This window comes from Geomicrobium halophilum, from assembly GCF_014207655.1.
In the GTDB taxonomy this organism is placed as follows: domain Bacteria; phylum Bacillota; class Bacilli; order Bacillales; family Marinococcaceae; genus Geomicrobium; species Geomicrobium halophilum.
The window spans coordinates 71046-88459 of sequence record NZ_JACHHJ010000006.1; the positions used below are offsets into that span (position 1 = coordinate 71046).

Sequence of the window (17414 nt, forward strand, 5' to 3'; positions counted from 1 at the left end):
AAACATTACGAGGTTATTTCCTCTGCGATATTTTCTAAATGGGGGACGTGTCCTTTGAGAACGCGGACTTCATAGATGTTGCTTTCCTCATAATAAACAAAACGGCCATTATTAAAATCGGTTTGAATGTGCTTATAAAATACTCCCTCATGGGTAGCGATGTTATCGTGATGAAAAGCAAGATCATACGTGCCATCGTCATTCGCATGCAAGAACGCATTTACGCCGTGCTCATAATTCATCTCTTCATGCTCGTGGGATCTTGGAATGACACGGACATCCGCATGGGAAAGTTCGTTAAGCAGCCCGTTTAGCGTTGTGTTGCCAAGAAACCTGCGCCATAGACTTTCAACAAATTGGCCGACGATGATTTGTGTAGCCCCGATAGCTTTTGCTCGATCAGCAATAATTTTTTTCACGTTATACTGACGGCTTTTTTCCATGATTACGTTGGCGCCGTGACGATTGGACATTTGCTTAAATAAAGGCATACCGACGATTTTATCATGCTGATCTTCATCCTCAGGTAAGGACCCGAATACTAAGATTGTAAGTGGGGCATCCAACTGCGTCGCTAGTTTAAGACCCCGGCGAATGAGTTGAACACCTTGTTGACCGTAGTTTACGCATACTAATATATGTTCTTCGCGATTGGGCATAGGTTCACTTCCTTTTATGCATCATGAGAAGTAGTGTTCCAATTATGCCCAAACGCTTTTGAAGTTATACAGAAGAAAAAAGTTCTCGCTATTTCACAATTAATACTGGGCACCGCGCACGCTTGGCCACTTTATGACTAACGCTCCCGAGCACCATTTTCTGCCATTGATTTAATCCGCGGCTTCCGAGGACGAGGATGTCATAATCCCGTAGGTTGGCATGGGAAACAATGGCCGGACCAGGATCGCCGTGGATGATTTCCAGTTGGTAATGGACATTTGCTTCTTTTAATTGCTCCTCAATGTTGGCAATTTTTCGGCGTCTTCGATGATTTAAGTCATCGGTGCTAACGGTATCAAGCACTTCCGTTTTCGTTTTAGAAATATCAATGACGAGTAAAAGGTCAACAGTAGAATTCTCAGATGAGAGGTGGATGGCATGTTCAGCGGCTCTTTCCGAATGTTTGGATCCATCAGCAGCGAGTAAAATCTTCTTGTACATTCCGGACCCCCCTTCCCTCTACCTTCGTTATGACTGCATGTTGCTCGCTCTCTTAGGGTCTTGAGAATATCTCCTTTGCCTGCTCCCGTAGTTTGTATTTTTGCACTTTACCGGAAGCAGTCATCGGGTAGCTATCCACGAATGTGATATAGCGCGGAATTTTTTGATGGGAGATGGAGCCGCGGCAGAATTCTTTAATTTCCTCTGCTGTCGTTTCCTGATCTTCTTTTACACGTACATAAGCTCCGATTTCTTCCCCGTATTTAGGTTCGGGGACACCGACGACTTGCACGTCCAGAATCGCCGGATGACGATACAAAAATTCTTCGATTTCACGTGGAAAAATATTTTCACCACCCCGGATAATCATATCTTTGATCCGCCCGGTAATTGCACAGTAGCCATACTCATCCATGACCGCAAGGTCACCAGTGTGTAACCAGCCATCATCTGTTAACACTTCTTCGGTAGCCGCAGGATCGTTGTAATAGCCTTTCATCACATGGTAACCGCGTGTGCAGAGTTCTCCCTGTGTGCCGGCAGGTACTTCTTTTCCAGTGTTTGGATCCACAATTTTTGCTTCTACATGTGGAAGAGCACGGCCGACAGTTTCCGTTTTTCGTTCCAGGGTATCATGGGTTCGTGTTTGTGTGATCACCGGAGATGATTCCGTTTGGCCATAAGCGATCGTTACTTCGTTTGCTCCCATTTTTTCCATAACCGCTTTCATTACTTCTACTGGACAATTCGATCCTGCCATGATCCCGGTACGCAGGGAGGAGAAATTATACTGATCAAAATCAGGATGGTTGAGTTCGGCAATAAACATCGTTGGCACTCCATGGAGCCCTGTACATCTTTCCTGATGCACGGCTTCCATAACAAGCTTTGGATCGAATTCCTCCACAATCACCATGGTAGTACCCTTATTGACACAAGCCAACGTCCCAAGCACACAACCAAAACAGTGGAAAAAAGGTACAGGGATACAGAGGCGGTCTTCGCTAGTGAGCTCCATACATTCAGCGATGTTTAGTCCATTATTAACAATATTCGAATGGGTTAACATGACCCCTTTTGGAAAGCCTGTTGTACCGGAGGTGTATTGCATATTGATGACATCGTCATGATCCAGGCTCTCCATTCGTTCATCGAGTGCCTGGTTGGTAACCGTATCCCCGGCCTCCAGCAGGGATTCCCAGGAAAACACACCGGGGTAATCCTCTTCGCTCCCTACTATGATTACACGCTTCAAATGGGGGAATCGATCGGACTGTAAATGTCCAGGATCTGCTGTACGTAATTCAGGAATAAGATTATATAAAATCTCAATGTAAGAAGTTGTTTTAAATTGAGGTTGTAAAATTAATGTGGAAGATTCTGATTGGGACAAAAGATACGCCAACTCTTCTTGCTGATAGCTTGTATTAACGGTGACAAGCACAGCACCAGCCTTCCCGGTAGCGAATTGTGAGACGAGCCACTCTGGTTTGTTCGCTGTCCAAACCGCGACGTGATCTCCTTTTTCAATGCCGTATGCCATCATTCCCCGGGCGGCTTGCCGGCACAAGTCGTTAAACGCCCGGTAGGAGAGCCGTAAATCTCGGTCGGGATAGACAACGGCTTCCCCTTCACCTTCGCGAGCTGCCACATCCTCTAACAACTGGCCGGTAGTCACTTCTAAAAGTTCTGCCATGAATGGACCTCCTTTAAGTATGTGTATTCCTATGCAATAGATTCTCTACATATCTCGATTTCCCTCTGTATTTTTTGCAAAACTTTCATAAGTCGCGGGAGCAGTAAGCTGCTAAGTCAATCAAACAGAGGTCTTTCTCCTTTTTCTGTTTCCAGAAGGTTTGGATGAACGGAATGGACTGGTGCTTTCCCTATGTGGAGCTATACATGTAAACTAGCAGTAGAGGAGGGAAACACTTATGAAGGAAGATGTCAATACGGTAGAGGATGTACAGACCATATTGTCAGAACATCGGCAGTTTTTTCTGACGGAATCGACGAGAGATGTTTCTTTTAGAATCAAACAGCTGAACCAATTAAAAAAAGCGATTCAGGACCATGAAGCGGAGATATCCGCAGCTCTGGAGGAAGATCTCGGTAAGAGTACATTTGAAGCGTATGTAACAGAGATCGGCATCGTGTTAAATAGTATCAGTGATGCCATCAAACATTTAAAAACATGGGACAAGCCTGTGAAAGTGAAAACGCCTGCGTACATGCAGCCGTCCAAAAGCTACATTGTCAATGAACCATACGGGACGGTACTGATCATCGGCCCTTTTAATTACCCATTTCAACTGTTGATGGAGCCTTTGATTGGCGCCATTGCTGCGGGGAATTGTGCAGTATTAAAAGCATCGGAACATACGCCGGCAACCGCGCGGGTCGTGAAAGGGATGCTTGCAAAGATTTTCTATAAAGAATATATCCGTGTTGTTGAGGGCGGTGTGGATACGAACACAGCATTGATTCACTCGCGTTTTGATTATATTTTTTTCACAGGAAGTCCGAGAGTGGGGAAAATTGTAATGGAAGCAGCTGCGAAAAATCTAATCCCTGTGACATTGGAGTTAGGTGGCAAAAGCCCGGCAGTTGTTCATAAAGATGCCAACCTCAAAAAGGCGGCTGAGCGGATTACCTGGGGGAAATTTCTCAATGCTGGGCAGACGTGCATAGCGCCCGACCATGTAATGATTCATGCGGATGTAAAAGAAAAGTTTATGAAATTATTAAAAAAGAAAATCGAAAAGTTTTACGGCTCCGATATTCAGCACAACGATGATTACGGCCGCATCATTAACCAAGGTCACTTTGACCGGCTGACAGGCATTATTGAGAAGGATCACGATGCGCTTGTATATGGTGGAGGCCATGATCACAGTGACCATTACATCGAACCAACGATTCTTGATATTTCTTCCCGAGAGGCTGCTTCGATGCAGGAAGAGATTTTCGGACCGATTTTACCCGTTCTTACTTTTGCAGATATTAACACGGCCATCGCGGATATCAACGGGCAGCCGAAACCACTTGCTTTTTACTTGTTTACGGAGAATGAAAAGCTACAAGAAACCATTATGGAGCGTGCGTCTTATGGCGGTGGATGTGTCAATGATACGATTATGCATGTTGGGAATCCGCATTTGCCTTTTGGCGGTGTTGGCTCATCAGGGATGGGAGTCTATCACGGTTATTACAGCTATCAAACGTTTAGCCACCAGAAAAGCGTGATGAATAAAAGTACAAAGGTCAGTACTTCCTTCATGTACCCGCCGTATAAAAATAAACTGAAACTTGTAAAGAAGTTTTTAAAATAGGCCGGTGAAGTACAAATGACGAATACGTATTTTTTTACCGGGTATCCCGGTTTTATTGCGAGATCCATGATATCAGAAGTCATTGATAAGCATGCGTTAGGCATCGGTCATATGTATATACTCGTACTTCCTGCGATGAAGAAGGTGGCGGAGGAATCTCTCAATCAAATCGTGCGACAGTCCCCGTTATCCAGGAATCATTTTACCATTGTGGAAGGCGACATTACGAAAGAAAATCTTGGGCTGACATTGCCACAATCACACAATCTGCAACAGGAAATTACCCATGTCTATCACCTCGCAGCGATCTACGATTTGGCGGTAAAAAAACGAAAAGCAGAAACGGTCAATATTATTGGCACGCACCATGTGAATCAGTGGGTGGAGAATATTCCGGGATTGAAACGTTACACGTATTTTAGCACCGCTTACGTATCAGGAGAACGAGAGGGAACCATTCTTGAAACAGAATTAAGGCGCGGCCAAGCCTTCAAAAATCATTATGAACGAACAAAATATGAAGCAGAAGGGTTCGTTGAGGAAACATTAAAGAAGGTGCCGACGACGATTATCCGCCCGGGCATTGTCCGTGGCCACTCCGAAACTGGTGAAACGACGAAGTTTGATGGCCCCTATTTTTACCTTAATTTACTTGAACGCATGCGACAAATGAAAATGCCGGTCATCCCTTATTTCGGTCGAGAAAGTAATGCGGAAGGAAACTTTGTACCTGTCGATTATGTGATTAAAGCCGCGGTCTATTTGAGTCACGCTGATGTAGGGGAAGGGAAAACTTATCATTTGACTGATCCAGATCCATACAAAATGCATGAAGTGTTCCGCATGCTTTCTGAAGAATATCTTGGTAAAACACCGAAAGGCTCGTTTTCTGGGAAAATGTCGAAGTCACCTCTGATGAAACCGCTCGAGAAATTTTTGGGAATTGAAAAAGAAGCATTGGCCTATGGGGCTAGCCATACGAAGTATGATTGCTGGCAGGCACAACATGACTTGGAAGGAAGTGGCATTACCTGCCCGTCGTTTAAGGAGACGCTGCCGGCAATGGTGGAGTATTATAGGAAACATCGAGAGGATCGGCAGAAACATGTAGGGTGGAAAAGCTAGGACTAAAGGAAGGAGCGCTAGTCTTGCGGAGTATGAATACTCCCTTGTTGCCGCCATTTCTTATAAAGGGTGCAATTTTTTAAAAAGAAAATTGTAACCTTTTTCCTTCTTTTACCGTATATATACAGGAGATTTTTCTAGGGAGGATTACATAATGGAAGATAAGCAGCAACAATTACTAAATATGATGGAAGAACTCGTTCGTCGAGCGGAAGCCAGTCCGAAAATGACACCAGAAGAAGCCCTTGTGTTTATTTCAGAAAATATGACGGAGCTTACGTCGTAGACGGTTACTGATGGATAAAAAGAAGAGAGTGATCTTACTCATGGTACCACCGCTGATTTGGGGCTTGATCATTGCTCTTTCATCATCGATGTCTTATGGTGATCAGGACATTCGTCCGTATCTTGCGAATGTTGGCCGTGAACATTGGATTGTGGAATGGTTTGGATGGGTCCGATTTACATACGGTTCTTCTGTCGTAAGTGTGGACTATTTAGGACCCTACACGTTTATCGAATTTTTTATCCGAAAAGGGGCGCATGTTGTTGCGTTTGCCATCCTTTCGTTTTTGCTTTATCGAATGTTCAAGGGGATGAACTTGAGAAGTTGGGTCAGCGCTATTGTTACATTAAGTGTTAGTATAGGTTTCGCGAGTATCGATGAGTTTCGCCAATATTTTCACCTGGATCGAACCGGAATGTGGCAAGATGTTGTGCTTGATACGGTCGGTGCCATCTTTGGGGTATTCATTTCCTGGATGGTGTACCGAAAGAAAAATAAACGGACACCTCCTTATACGTAGGCGGTGTCCTTATTCTTATAACAACCCTTTTTCCATCATTTTCGCAAGCGGAGTATCGAGTTTTTCTTTTAGCTGTTTCGCTTGTGTTGATAACGCATACGCGTGCTTCTGACCTTCTACGACCGCTTTTTGTTCGTCGACGGTTTGTACGACTTTTTCATCAATAACGACTTGACCGTCAATGATGACCGTTTCTACTTCGCTTCCATTAGCTGAAAATACGAGATTCGGGACGATGTTTCGTATCGGGCTTTGAATTTCTGGGAAAAGTGCTGGGGATTTCAGATCTAAAATGATCAGATCCGCTTTTTTGCCTGCTTTCAATGAGCCAATGTCTTGATCCAAGCCTATAGCCCTTGCCGCATTGATCGTCGTCGTTTTTAACATTTGCCATGCCGGAAAAGAACGGGGATCCCTTTGCTTACACTTATTTAATATGGATGTGAATTTCATTTCGTTAAACATGTTATTGCAATTGTTTCCGGGAGCTTGATCAGAGCCAAGGGCCAAACGATCACTCACATCCAGAAATTCGGCAGCAGGGGGAATGATCCCGTCGATGATTCCGATGCTTCCAGAACATAAAATCATTGCGGCCCCTGAACGGGCAATAACCTTTGTTTCTTCTGGAGACGCTTCTGTTAAATGAACAGCCATCAACCGTTCATTAAGATAACCGAGGTCATCCAAATATGGAATGCTCCGTTTTCCGTAACGTTTCACCATTTGATCAACTTCTCGGTCTCCTTGGGCCACGTGCATGTGAATATTCGTATTGTACATTTCAGCAAGGTTTTTGACTTCTAAAAGAAGTTCTTTGGACATCATGTCCGGTCCTTGCGGGCCAAAGAGACAAGTGATTCGGCCATTTTCACTTTTATGATAGTTTTCAATCAGGTCGATGTTTTCCTGAAGCTTCCTTTCACCAACAGCGGGGTCAAGGGGATAGAGATCACCAACTTCGCGATCATCACCCATGTCATCCGGCATCTCGTTAATCATATCAGTAACGTGGGCGCGAGTACCAAGAACGATGTGATTTTGAACGAGTGTATTCATCCCTCCGTTATAATCACAAAAGGTGGTCGTCCCGGCTTTCAGTCCTTCCATGATGTTGACGAGCGATCCTGCTTTGGCTTGTTCATGCGTTAAAAACTGCATAAACGGCCAAAGTCCTTTTTCCATCCAGTTATCGGTATCTTGAGCAACCCCGCGTAAGATTCCGAGTCCGCTATGTAGGTGCGCATCAATCAGACCGGGCATCACCACCTTGTGGCTGGCATCAATCGTGCGGTGAGCGGAGTAGTTCCGGGAAACGACTTCACTCTCATCAACGATCGTGATTTGGTTTCCGTCAATGCCGACGGCTCCTTTTTCGATAATGCCGAGTCCTTTTCCTTCCATTGTAATAACTGTTGCGTTTTGAATGATGAGATCAATAGTTGTCATTGAGGTACCTCCTAACGATATGGATCATTCTATTGGGCCCTAACGTTGATCAAAACTCGAAGCGATCAAAATCTTTTGACAAATATCTTTACATGAAAAAGACGCTTGAGCCAAAACCCAAGCGTATGTGTGCAGATTCATTTTGAAACGCTTATAAATCGTGATATAATGAATGTCGTTGAAAATAGACCTTAACAAACAATTTAAATACACCCTTCTATTATACTATATTATTGGAAATATGTCAAATAAGGAGATGATTAGGTGAGCGATGAACATAAGGAATGGGACGAAGAGAAAGCTAGGCTGCAAACCGTCATCTCTCAAATTCAAAAGAAAAAGGAGCAGCTGCAAGAGGATATATCGGAACTAAAAGAGGATGTTCTAGAACTACGGCAGACATTTTGGGATGATGTGACGGTCAATCTTGACGAACCAGATGATGTTATCGAAACGCAGGCAAGTATGAAGCAGCGCGCAGAGTTGCTCAGCGAACGTGAACGCAGTCACGGCCTTTTCCATCAACAATCCAAGACATTAAGAAGGTTGGAAGATGCCCCTTATTTTGGCCGGATTGATTTTAGGGAAGATGGGGATACAGAAGCTGAATCTGTATACATAGGCATCGCCTCATTAATGGATGAGAACGATGAGGAATTCTTGATTTATGATTGGCGGGCTCCGATCTCTAGCATGTACTATGATTTTGCACCTGGGCGTGCCCATTACCCTACATTGGACGGTGGAGTAGAAGGAGAGATTACGTTAAAGCGTCAGTACATCGTTAAATCGGGAAAGCTCGAGGGGATGTTTGATACCGGGCTCACGATTGGTGATGAACTGCTGCAGTCATTGCTCGGACAGCAATCATCCCCGCAAATGAAGAGTATCGTGGCGTCCATTCAACGGGAGCAAAATCAAGTGATTCGTAATGAAAAAAGCAAAACCCTCATCGTTCACGGGGTTGCAGGCAGCGGAAAAACGTCAGCAGCTTTGCAGCGTGTGGCTTACTTGCTCTATAAGCACCGGGAGAAAATGAATGCTGGCAATATGGTGTTATTTTCACCAAACCCCCTTTTCAATAGATATGTTTCCAATGTATTGCCTGAATTAGGCGAAGAGAATCTCCAGCAAACGACGCTGCATCAGCACTTTCAGAAACGTTTAGCGAAAGGTTGGCAATTGGAAAGCCCCTATGCCCATCTGGAGTATTTTTTATCGGAGCAGGAAAACTCTGTTCGTTCTAGAGGTTTAGAGATTAAAACGAGTCCGCAGCTTGGCGAGCAATTGGATGCCTATTTATCTTCTCTTTCTGATGCCGGTCTTATTTTTAAAGATTTATTTCTCTTAGGAGATATCTGGGTGTCCAAGAATCAGTTACAGGAATATTTCTATCGACTTGACGTAAATATCTCCATCCCCAATCGTCTGGAGCTGGTGGCCGAGTGGCTCCAAACGATGCTAAGAATTACGGAGAGAGAGGAACGGTATAAAGCTTGGGTCGATGAAGAAATGGAGATGTTAGATCAGGAAACATATAGGCGTGCGTATGAGAAGGTTCATCAGACATTTAATGATCAAATGTCGGAAGAGGAACTATTACGTAAGCTTGTTGTGCGTCGTAAGGTTAAACCGTTAAGAAGGAAAATCGAAGCTTTTGATTTATTAGATGTGGAATCATTATATATCCAGTTTTATCGTTGGCAAGAAAATAAAGTGATTGCAGAAGAAACGGTCTATGCCTTTCAAAATAAGGAGATGCATTGGGAAGATGCCGCCCCTTTTTTCTTTCTTGAAGATCAGTTAAAAGGCCGGCCTGCATACGCAGATATTCGTCATATATTCATTGATGAGGCTCAAGATTACTCGGGGATTCAAATCCGATATTTGCAAAACTTGTTTCCCTATACCCGAATGACTTTGTTGGGGGATGTAAATCAGGCGGTTCATGCCCATACAAGCGCTGGATATTCCCCCCTTGTCCAAGAAGCCGCTGAGAAAAACCAGGAAACGATCACTCTCTTGAGAAGTTATCGCTCGACACAACCCATTGTAGAGTTTACAAAGCAACTGATTCCGAACGGAGAACAAATTGAATCATTTGAACGTTCAGGTCCTAGGCCTGAAATCATAAAAACAGAGAGCTTAGAACAGCATGAACAGTCGTTAGGTTCTATGGTGGAAGATTTGCAAAAACGCGCCCCTGGAACGATCGCGGTTATTACCAAAACGTTTGCTGAAAGTGAGCAAGTATGGCAGTGGCTCGAGAAAAAAGGCCTTAATGCACAACTCATCAATGAACACACGACTGATTTTAAGGAAGAATTGATGGTCTTGCCTATTTACCTTGCCAAAGGTATCGAGTTCGATGTAGTGGTCATTGATGATGCATCTTCAAACAAGTATCACGAGGAACGGGATCGCTATTTGCTTTATACGGCATGTACACGTGCGATGCATGAGCTCTACCTCTATACAAATGGTCAGCCGTCGCCTTTTATTACCGGTCTTTCTCAGGAAAGTTAAGTCGCAGGCTAAAATCAAGGCGATGTCTCAAAAATATTTGCGCCGGTGAAAGCACTTTCGCCGAATTCCTTAGCCTTAGCGCCGAATAATCGTGCTGTGCGCTGAATTCTCGCTTGCTTCCGCCGAAAAACGAAGGATTGCGCCGAAATATTGGATCTTCCCTCTGAAAGGGAAGAAGAGCCGATTGAAGGAGGCCCTTTTGGAAAAGCCTCTTTTGGTTGACATGTGTACACGCTTATACCCCTAAGTCCGATGTAGGGTTACTTCTACGGTGGTTTAATGATGTATAACATTGAGCGAGTATCCGTGTAGAAGCATATATGACTTAGTCCAAGCGTAGTTCCGGTGTCTTACTCACTGGGAAATTTTTTGTTTCCTTATTATGTAAGCAAAGCCACTCAGCCGAAACCGGCGTGTTGAACTTAACGTTTGACGATGGCGAGATTTTTGTTGATTTTGTTCCTTATTTGTTCACGATAATCAGATTGTGTATCAATACCTAGAAGAGATTTCGATCAATGCTGCTGTAGATAAAGAAGGAACAATTACTGAGGTAGAATAGTACGGAGGCGTCGCGCATAAGCGGCGTCTTTTTTTGTTCCCAGTAATTTCTAGTTATAAAACGAACAAGAGTTTGCTATACTGTTGTGTAGAACATTAGTTCTCGTAAGAGGTGACATTCGTATCATGGTGGCGCAGCATTCAAGAACGGTTTTTCTCATCGATATGCAGTCGTTTTTTACAAGTATTGAAAAGGTGGAGAATAGCAGTTTGGATGATCAACCTGTCGTGGTTGCAGGAGATCCGAAAATTCGCAGCGGGGTCATCCTTGCCGCTTGTCCTCTGGCGAAGAAATGGGGTGTGCAAACGGCAGAAGCGTTATGGGAAGCGGAAAGTAAATGCCCTTATCTTGTGGTAGTGAAGCCGCGCATGCAGTTGTATCTTGATGTGTCGGTGAGTATCGCGGCTTCGTTAGAGTCTTTCACCGATGAAGTAGAACCATATAGTATTGATGAAATCTTCGTGGAAATGACGAATATCCTTCCTGGATTGGGCAGGACCGCTGAAGAGGCTGCGGAAATGATCATCACAAAAATTTACCGTGAAACGGGGGTCGTCGCTCGTGTCGGCATTGGCCCGAACAAAGTGATGGCGAAAATGGCGTGCGATCATTTTTCAAAAAAACAGCCTGGCGGCGTCTTCCATCTTCATGAAAATAACCTGCAGGAGAAACTGTGGCCGCTTTCGGTCGGTTCCATGTTCGGCGTGGGCATGCGGATGGCCCGTCATTTTCAGGACATGGGTATTCGTACGATCGGGCAGTTGGCGCGGGCAAACCTGACTGATTTACGAAAACGCTGGGGTGTTAACGGGGAGTTGCTCTTTCGGACAGCGCACGGTAGGGATGAGTCACCTGTTACTATTGACACCCATATTCGCAGAAAAGCGATCGGGCACCACATGACGTTGCCGCGGGATTATCGGTCGTGGGACGAAATTAAGGTAGTTCTTTTGGAATTAAGTGAGGAAGTGGCTCGGCGTGTGCGGGCGAACCATTATCTCGGGACGACGGTGACCGTAAGTGCCCGCGGGCATGATTTTTTCGATCGGCCTTCAGGTTTTCACCGTCAGGTCAAGCTCTATGACTTCACCAATGATGGGAATGTGATTTACGAGACGGTGAAAAAGTTATTCTTGACTCATTGGAATCGTGATCCAGTACGAAGTCTTGGCGTCAGCCTCGATGGGTTAACGACAGATGAAGAGCGGCAGCTGAGCTTATTTTACCCCGAGCGGGACCGGGAAATGCTCAACCATACCGTGGATGATTTGAAAAATAAATATGGTTCGGCAGCTGTGCTGCGGGCGTCCTCCTTGACCGCGGGAGGGCAAGCGCTACTGCGTGCCCAAAAGCTCGGCGGCCATTATAAATAGGGGGGATTGTGATGAATAAGTTAACGCCTGGAAGTAATATGCGGTGGGAAAGCAGCCGGATGATATTGCCAGAACACCGGGAGCAATGGCTGTGTTATCGCGAGCAGCAACAAAAGGTGGCTCGGCCGCTGCTTGATGAGCAGCGCTGGTCTGAAATTGAATGGGTACTTAGGGAAGGGATGAATGAAAACGCTTCCCTCGTCTTTACGTATTGGGAGAACGGGGCCGTTTACAAGGTAGTAGGCACTTGTCAGTTCATCGACCATACATTCAAACAATTCCGTGTACATGCGGAAGACGGGGAAGCGTATTACCTCGATTTTTCGGCGATTGTCAACGTGGAATGATCGATTTTTGATAAGAAGGGGGCTCTCTGCGATCATTGTAGCCCCTGTTAAAAAAAAGGTGACGCATTTCACCGCTTAGAGGGATCATTGATCAAAAAGCGGTGTCATAAACGACTCATGGCACCACAAATATCGAAAATGTCAATATGAGGTGCATAGAGGGATATTTCACTAAATGTTGGAGTGAGTGATTCAGCCATCGTGCACGATACAAACGACAGAGCAAAGGCTGAATGATATGTTAGGAATCTTATTCACCGTTGTCACGTTCTCTCAGCCATTTTGTTGGTATCGTGGGTGTCTATGAAAGCAGAATAGCGGAAGGGTGTTCGTAGCCTTCCGCAGATCCGCCCTTTCATGTTGTCCTTTGGTTACAAAATCGGTGAGAGTAAGCGGGAGATTGATTCCTTGAAACGGATCCACATTCCCCGGTCATGGTAACGTTGTTGGGTCATTTCAGAAGAGTTTTTCTGATCTTCTTCAAAAATCGCCGCTAATTTTTCACCCGTTGCTTGATGATATAAGAAAACGTTCACTTCGAAATTCAGACGAAAGCTGCGCATATCGATGTTCGCGGTGCCAATCGAACCGATGCTGTGATCGACGACGATCATTTTTGAATGAATAAAACCTTTTTCATAAATATAAAAACGCACGCCGGCCTTAAGGAGTTCTCCCATGTGGGAATATGTCGCCCAATAGACGAAAATGTGATCCGGCTTGTTTGGAATCATAACGCGAACATCCTTGCCAGCAAGGGCGGCAATGCGTAAGGCATCGAGGAGGCTGGCATCCGGGATGAAATAAGGTGTTTGGATAAATACAGACTCATGGGCGGATGTGATCATTTTAATATAACCGTTTTTAATTTGTTCCCACTCAGAATCGGGGCCGCTCGAGACGATTTGCGCAGCGATATCTCCTTTTGTTTTTTGCTCTAGAAAAAAGCGGGGGGCATATTCTATCTCGTGATTTTTAGAAGCTTGATTCCAATCGAGAATGAAGCGGGTTTGTACCGCATTGACGGCAGATCCTTGCAAACGTAAATGGCTGTCGCGCCAGTAGCCCATTTTTTTGCTATGCCCCAAGTATTCATCACCGACGTTAAACCCGCCGACATATGCGATTGCTCCATCAATAATGACCATCTTGCGGTGATTGCGGTAATTGAGCCGGGAGTTTATATAAGGAATACGAGAAGGGAAAAACACCCCGACCTCACCGCCCGCTTCAGCCAGCGCGCGAAAGTGCTTGCGGGAAAGCTTCCTCGATCCCATATCATCGTAGAGTACGCGAACTTCTATCCCTTCCTGGGCTTTCTCTGTGAGGAGCCGGATAATGCGCTGACCGATATTATCGTTCCGGAATATGTAATATTGTAAATGAATATGATCCTTCGCAGCTGCAATATCAGCTAGTAATTGCGAAAATTTATCCACCCCGTCTGTAAAAACATCAATGTCATTGTCTTGGGTTAATACAGCACCATCGCTTCGTAGAAGCATCGTGATCAAGTTACGGCTATTGCTTGATGTTTCACACCGAAAATCAAAGCTATTGTCATTCATGGTACGCAATTGCTCAGTAATTAAATCTTTTAAACCAATTTTTTCAATGCCATCCCAATGGAACAAACGCTTTCGACTTAAGTTTTGACCGAGCACCAAATACAGCACGAATCCGAGGAAGGGGATAAATGTAAGAATGAGCAGCCAGGCCCAGGTGGCTTGGATATCGCGTCGTTCCATAAAGACGATAATAGCGCCAAATACGATATTAATAAATACTAATAACCCGAATAAAATTGAGAAAACTTCCATAGTCACCCCCGTATTTCCCTTTCTCCATATTATCATGATTGGCTAAGCCATGTCTTTCCTCAGAAGTGAGAAGTATACCCACAACTGACTATAACTATGCTATGATAAAGAAAGGAGAAAAACCACTAGGGGTGCGCGAAAAGCGCTGAGAGAAGATGAACTTCAACCCTTTGAACCTGATCCGAGAATACCGGCGGAGGAAAGTGGCGATGAGACGCAGAGATTTACGTAAGTTTCCTGCTCATATTTCCGCCACCTTCGCCGGGTGGCTTTTTTAATAGAGGGGGAAACAGACATGACAGAAATCGCGAAAGCGTTAACCATTGCAGGTACGGACCCGAGTGGAGGTGCAGGGATCCACGCAGATTTAAAAACATTTCAGGAAATCGGTGTGTATGGCATGAGTGTCATTACATCGGTGGTCAGTCAAAATACGCTCGGTGTTAAGTCTTTTGTTGATCTCGAGCTTGATTTTGTAGAAAGCCAGTTCGATGCCGTATTCGAAGACATTCATCCCAATGCAGTGAAATCCGGAATGCTTTCAACACCTGAAGTGATGAACCTTACAGCACAAAAATTAAAAGAAGCACGTGTAGCCAACTATGTGCTCGACCCCGTCATGATTGCGTCAAGTGGACATGAGCTTATTTCTGAAGAGGCGAGGGTTGCGGTCGCCAAAGAGCTTCTTCCGTTGGCAACGGTCGTTACACCAAATTTGCCAGAAGCGGAGATGCTGACGAAAAGGACGATCAAAACGGTTAGTGATATGAAAGAAGCAGGTCGTGTGCTTGTAGAGGAATATGGAGCGAAAGCTGCTTTAATTAAAGGCGGGCACTATGAAGGTGAAGCCGATGATTACTTGTACGACGGCGGAACGTTCGAGAAATTTTCCGCGGAGCGCTTTGATACGAAGCATACTCACGGCAGCGGCTGCACGTATGCGGCGGTAATTACCGCAGGGCTTGCGAATGGGAAAAGTCTCTATGACGCGGTTTCAGATGGAAAAGCGTATATTACGGCCGCCATATCCAACCCTTTAAATATCGGGAAAGGACAAGGTCCCACGAATCATTGGGGTCATCGGTGGTCAGCGATTCAATCAACTTGATTCAAGAGGAGAAACGTAGATGAAGGCGATCAAAGTGAGTAAAAAGGGCGCCCGCCAGTTTTTGATTACAAAATTAGGTCTTGGGGGTGCGGTCGATCAAAATGTGGCAACGGCACTCCGTTATTTGGAATGTGTACAGTTGGACCCTGTGGCCATTATCGAGCGCAATCATCATTTTGTATTCTTTAATCGTCTAAAAAGATATGAACGCTCAGATATGGAGCGGCATCTGCGCGATCGGGGAGCGTTTGAGTACTTTGCGAACGCAGCCTGCCTTATTCCTATGGAAGATTTTCCGCTTTTTAAAGCGAAAAGAAAGGAAAGCGTCCAAGATTGGAACGACAAGAGATATTTGTATAAGGATCGTATCCAGACCATCTATGATGAGCTGGCAAATCGGGGGCCATTACCGTCAAAAGCTTTCGCATCTGATAAAAAAGTTGTCGGTGCCTGGGATCGTCCTGCGAATGCAAAGACGAAGGAAACAAGTCACGTACTGCGGATGCTCTTCGAGACGGGAGAAATTCAAGTATGCGGCCGTCATGGGTCTGAACGTTATTTTGCATTAAGTCAGGACGTGATTCCTGATCAATATCAGCGTGAATCAGAAGAGCTAAGTGAAAAAGAAGCAAACGAGCGACTGGTTTATAAGTATTTACGAGCCTATCGCCTGATTGATGGGAGTGACCCCCGCTTTGGCTGGCAACGAATGAAAGCAGCGAAGCGACAGAAGAAGATGGACGAGCTCATGACCAATGGTACGCTCATCCCTGTGGAAATTGAAGATGTATCTAGAGAATACGCGGTATTAAAAGAGGATGTCGATGAGTTAATCGCTTTTGAAGCTGGTCGTCAAAAGGGAACAAACACGGTTACTTTTTTACCGCCCTTAGATAACATTATGTGGCGAAGAGAACGAATTGAGGATTTGTTCGATTTCACTTATCGATGGGAAATTTATATTCCTCCGTCGAAAAGGCGATATGGGCCGTATACATTGCCAATTTTAATGGGGGATCAATTGATTGGGCGTGCAGACCCATGGATGGATCGAGCGAAAAAAGTTCTAACGATTACGATCCACGAAGAAGGTTCATGGTCAAAAACACGCGCTCAACAAGTGGAGCGAGCGGCTATACGATTAGGGAAACGCTTAGGTGCCGCTGATGTTCAGCTTACAAAAAAACTGTAGGCGTTCTTCCTATGTCTAAAATAAAACGCATCACATATCGAAAAAAGCAGGAACATTAACAGTCCCTGCTTTTTCGAAATAAGAGGATGTTCAAAAAGTCCGGGACACGCTGGCGCTTTGCTCCTTTGAAAAGAAACCCACTTTTCCTTTGTGAGAAGTGCATACTTTCGTGGTGCAAGCAGGATGCTCGAGACGGGCTTCCTTGCACTCCAGAGTATAAGGAAATCTAGACTCGCTATTTTGTGGCGATAAGCTAACCTTTTTGAACACGCACTATAAGTTTATTGTTGCTGGAGGCTGCCGCTACTTTCAAGCTTAACGACATTTTCTTTAGAAGCGCTGTCGATATCAGCGACGATGGCGCGACCCTCAAATGAACCGTCATCGGTTTCAAAAATGAAATACATAGGGTCCTTTGAACTGACAGCGTCGAAGAGGAGGTTTTGTTCTTCCACTCCGTAAAAAGTTGCTGTCCAATTTTCGTTATCGGTGACTTCCACATCTCCACGGCGGAAGTTAAATACTTTTCCATCTTTTGTTCTTAATGCATCTACTTTCATGATTAGTTCCTCCTCATTGCGGTCAAATATATCCTTTGTCCTATAAAATGTTT

Annotated in this window: 15 protein-coding genes and 1 riboswitch; of the genes, 9 read left to right on the forward strand and 6 right to left on the reverse strand. The window is 44.8% G+C overall.

Features of this window, described 5'->3' with window-relative positions; all coding sequences use genetic code 11:
* Window positions 1-5: 5 nt before the first annotated feature.
* From HNR44_RS16300 to HNR44_RS16310, 3 genes are all read right to left on the reverse strand, one after another.
* Window positions 6-659: an adenine nucleotide alpha hydrolase family protein gene (locus tag HNR44_RS16300; protein WP_184405427.1), complete on the reverse strand. Its 654-nt coding sequence runs from the start codon at window positions 657-659 to the stop codon at window positions 6-8.
* Between the two features lie 88 nt (window positions 660-747).
* Window positions 748-1161, reverse strand: a complete 414-nt coding sequence (locus HNR44_RS16305) for a universal stress protein (RefSeq protein ID WP_184405428.1) — start codon at window positions 1159-1161, stop codon at window positions 748-750.
* A 52-nt stretch (window positions 1162-1213) separates the two neighbouring features.
* Window positions 1214-2857: an AMP-binding protein gene (locus HNR44_RS16310; protein WP_184405429.1), complete on the reverse strand. Its 1644-nt coding sequence runs from the start codon at window positions 2855-2857 to the stop codon at window positions 1214-1216.
* 238 nt (window positions 2858-3095) lie between these two features.
* On the opposite strand from HNR44_RS16310, the gene HNR44_RS16315 reads away from it, so the two are divergent.
* The 4 genes from HNR44_RS16315 to HNR44_RS16325 all read left to right on the forward strand — a co-directional run bounded on the left by HNR44_RS16315 (window position 3096) and on the right by HNR44_RS16325 (window position 6424).
* Window positions 3096-4493, forward strand: coding sequence for an aldehyde dehydrogenase (locus HNR44_RS16315; protein WP_184405430.1), 1398 nt, complete (start codon window positions 3096-3098; stop codon window positions 4491-4493).
* Window positions 4494-4508: 15 nt separating this feature from the next.
* Window positions 4509-5618 (forward strand): SDR family oxidoreductase, encoded by a 1110-nt coding sequence (locus HNR44_RS16320; protein WP_184405432.1) that lies wholly within the window; start codon window positions 4509-4511, stop codon window positions 5616-5618.
* A gap of 154 nt (window positions 5619-5772) precedes the next feature.
* A complete protein-coding gene (locus tag HNR44_RS17895) occupies window positions 5773-5904 on the forward strand; it encodes a hypothetical protein (RefSeq protein WP_281381443.1) in 132 nt (43 codons plus the stop codon).
* A 10-nt stretch (window positions 5905-5914) separates the two neighbouring features.
* Complete coding sequence (locus tag HNR44_RS16325) at window positions 5915-6424, forward strand: VanZ family protein (RefSeq protein WP_184405433.1); 510 nt, start codon at window positions 5915-5917, stop codon at window positions 6422-6424.
* A gap of 15 nt (window positions 6425-6439) precedes the next feature.
* On the opposite strand, the gene HNR44_RS16330 is transcribed toward HNR44_RS16325, so the two are convergent.
* Window positions 6440-7873, reverse strand: coding sequence for an amidohydrolase family protein (locus HNR44_RS16330; protein ID WP_184405434.1), 1434 nt, complete (start codon window positions 7871-7873; stop codon window positions 6440-6442).
* 264 nt (window positions 7874-8137) lie between these two features.
* Here HNR44_RS16330 and helD point away from each other — a divergent pair, with 264 nt between their 5' ends.
* The 3 genes from helD (at window position 8138) to HNR44_RS16345 (ending at window position 12681) form a co-directional block, all read left to right on the forward strand.
* The gene (gene helD / locus HNR44_RS16335; RefSeq protein WP_184405435.1) at window positions 8138-10399 is read left to right on the forward strand and encodes an RNA polymerase recycling motor HelD; all 2262 of its coding nucleotides are present in this window, start codon (window positions 8138-8140) and stop codon (window positions 10397-10399) included.
* A gap of 687 nt (window positions 10400-11086) precedes the next feature.
* Complete coding sequence (locus tag HNR44_RS16340; RefSeq protein ID WP_184405436.1) at window positions 11087-12334, forward strand: DNA polymerase IV; 1248 nt, start codon at window positions 11087-11089, stop codon at window positions 12332-12334.
* Between the two features lie 11 nt (window positions 12335-12345).
* Window positions 12346-12681 carry a YolD-like family protein gene (locus HNR44_RS16345; RefSeq protein WP_184405437.1) on the forward strand — a complete coding sequence of 112 codons (336 nt, stop codon included), beginning with the start codon at window positions 12346-12348 and terminating at the stop codon, window positions 12679-12681.
* A gap of 371 nt (window positions 12682-13052) precedes the next feature.
* Here HNR44_RS16345 and cls read toward each other — a convergent pair whose 3' ends face one another.
* Window positions 13053-14501, reverse strand: a complete 1449-nt coding sequence (gene cls / locus HNR44_RS16350) for a cardiolipin synthase (RefSeq protein WP_184405438.1) — start codon at window positions 14499-14501, stop codon at window positions 13053-13055.
* Between the two features lie 117 nt (window positions 14502-14618).
* Window positions 14619-14720, forward strand: a riboswitch (TPP riboswitch).
* A gap of 76 nt (window positions 14721-14796) precedes the next feature.
* On the opposite strand from cls, the gene thiD reads away from it, so the two are divergent.
* Together thiD and HNR44_RS16360 are read left to right on the forward strand one after the other, a co-directional pair.
* Window positions 14797-15609: a bifunctional hydroxymethylpyrimidine kinase/phosphomethylpyrimidine kinase gene (gene thiD, locus HNR44_RS16355; protein WP_184405439.1), complete on the forward strand. Its 813-nt coding sequence runs from the start codon at window positions 14797-14799 to the stop codon at window positions 15607-15609.
* A gap of 19 nt (window positions 15610-15628) precedes the next feature.
* The gene (locus HNR44_RS16360; protein WP_184405440.1) at window positions 15629-16801 is read left to right on the forward strand and encodes a DNA glycosylase AlkZ-like family protein; all 1173 of its coding nucleotides are present in this window, start codon (window positions 15629-15631) and stop codon (window positions 16799-16801) included.
* A gap of 281 nt (window positions 16802-17082) precedes the next feature.
* Here the strand turns inward: HNR44_RS16360 and HNR44_RS16365 are convergent, their stop codons facing one another.
* Window positions 17083-17361, reverse strand: coding sequence for a hypothetical protein (locus HNR44_RS16365; protein WP_184405441.1), 279 nt, complete (start codon window positions 17359-17361; stop codon window positions 17083-17085).
* Window positions 17362-17414: the final 53 nt, after the last annotated feature.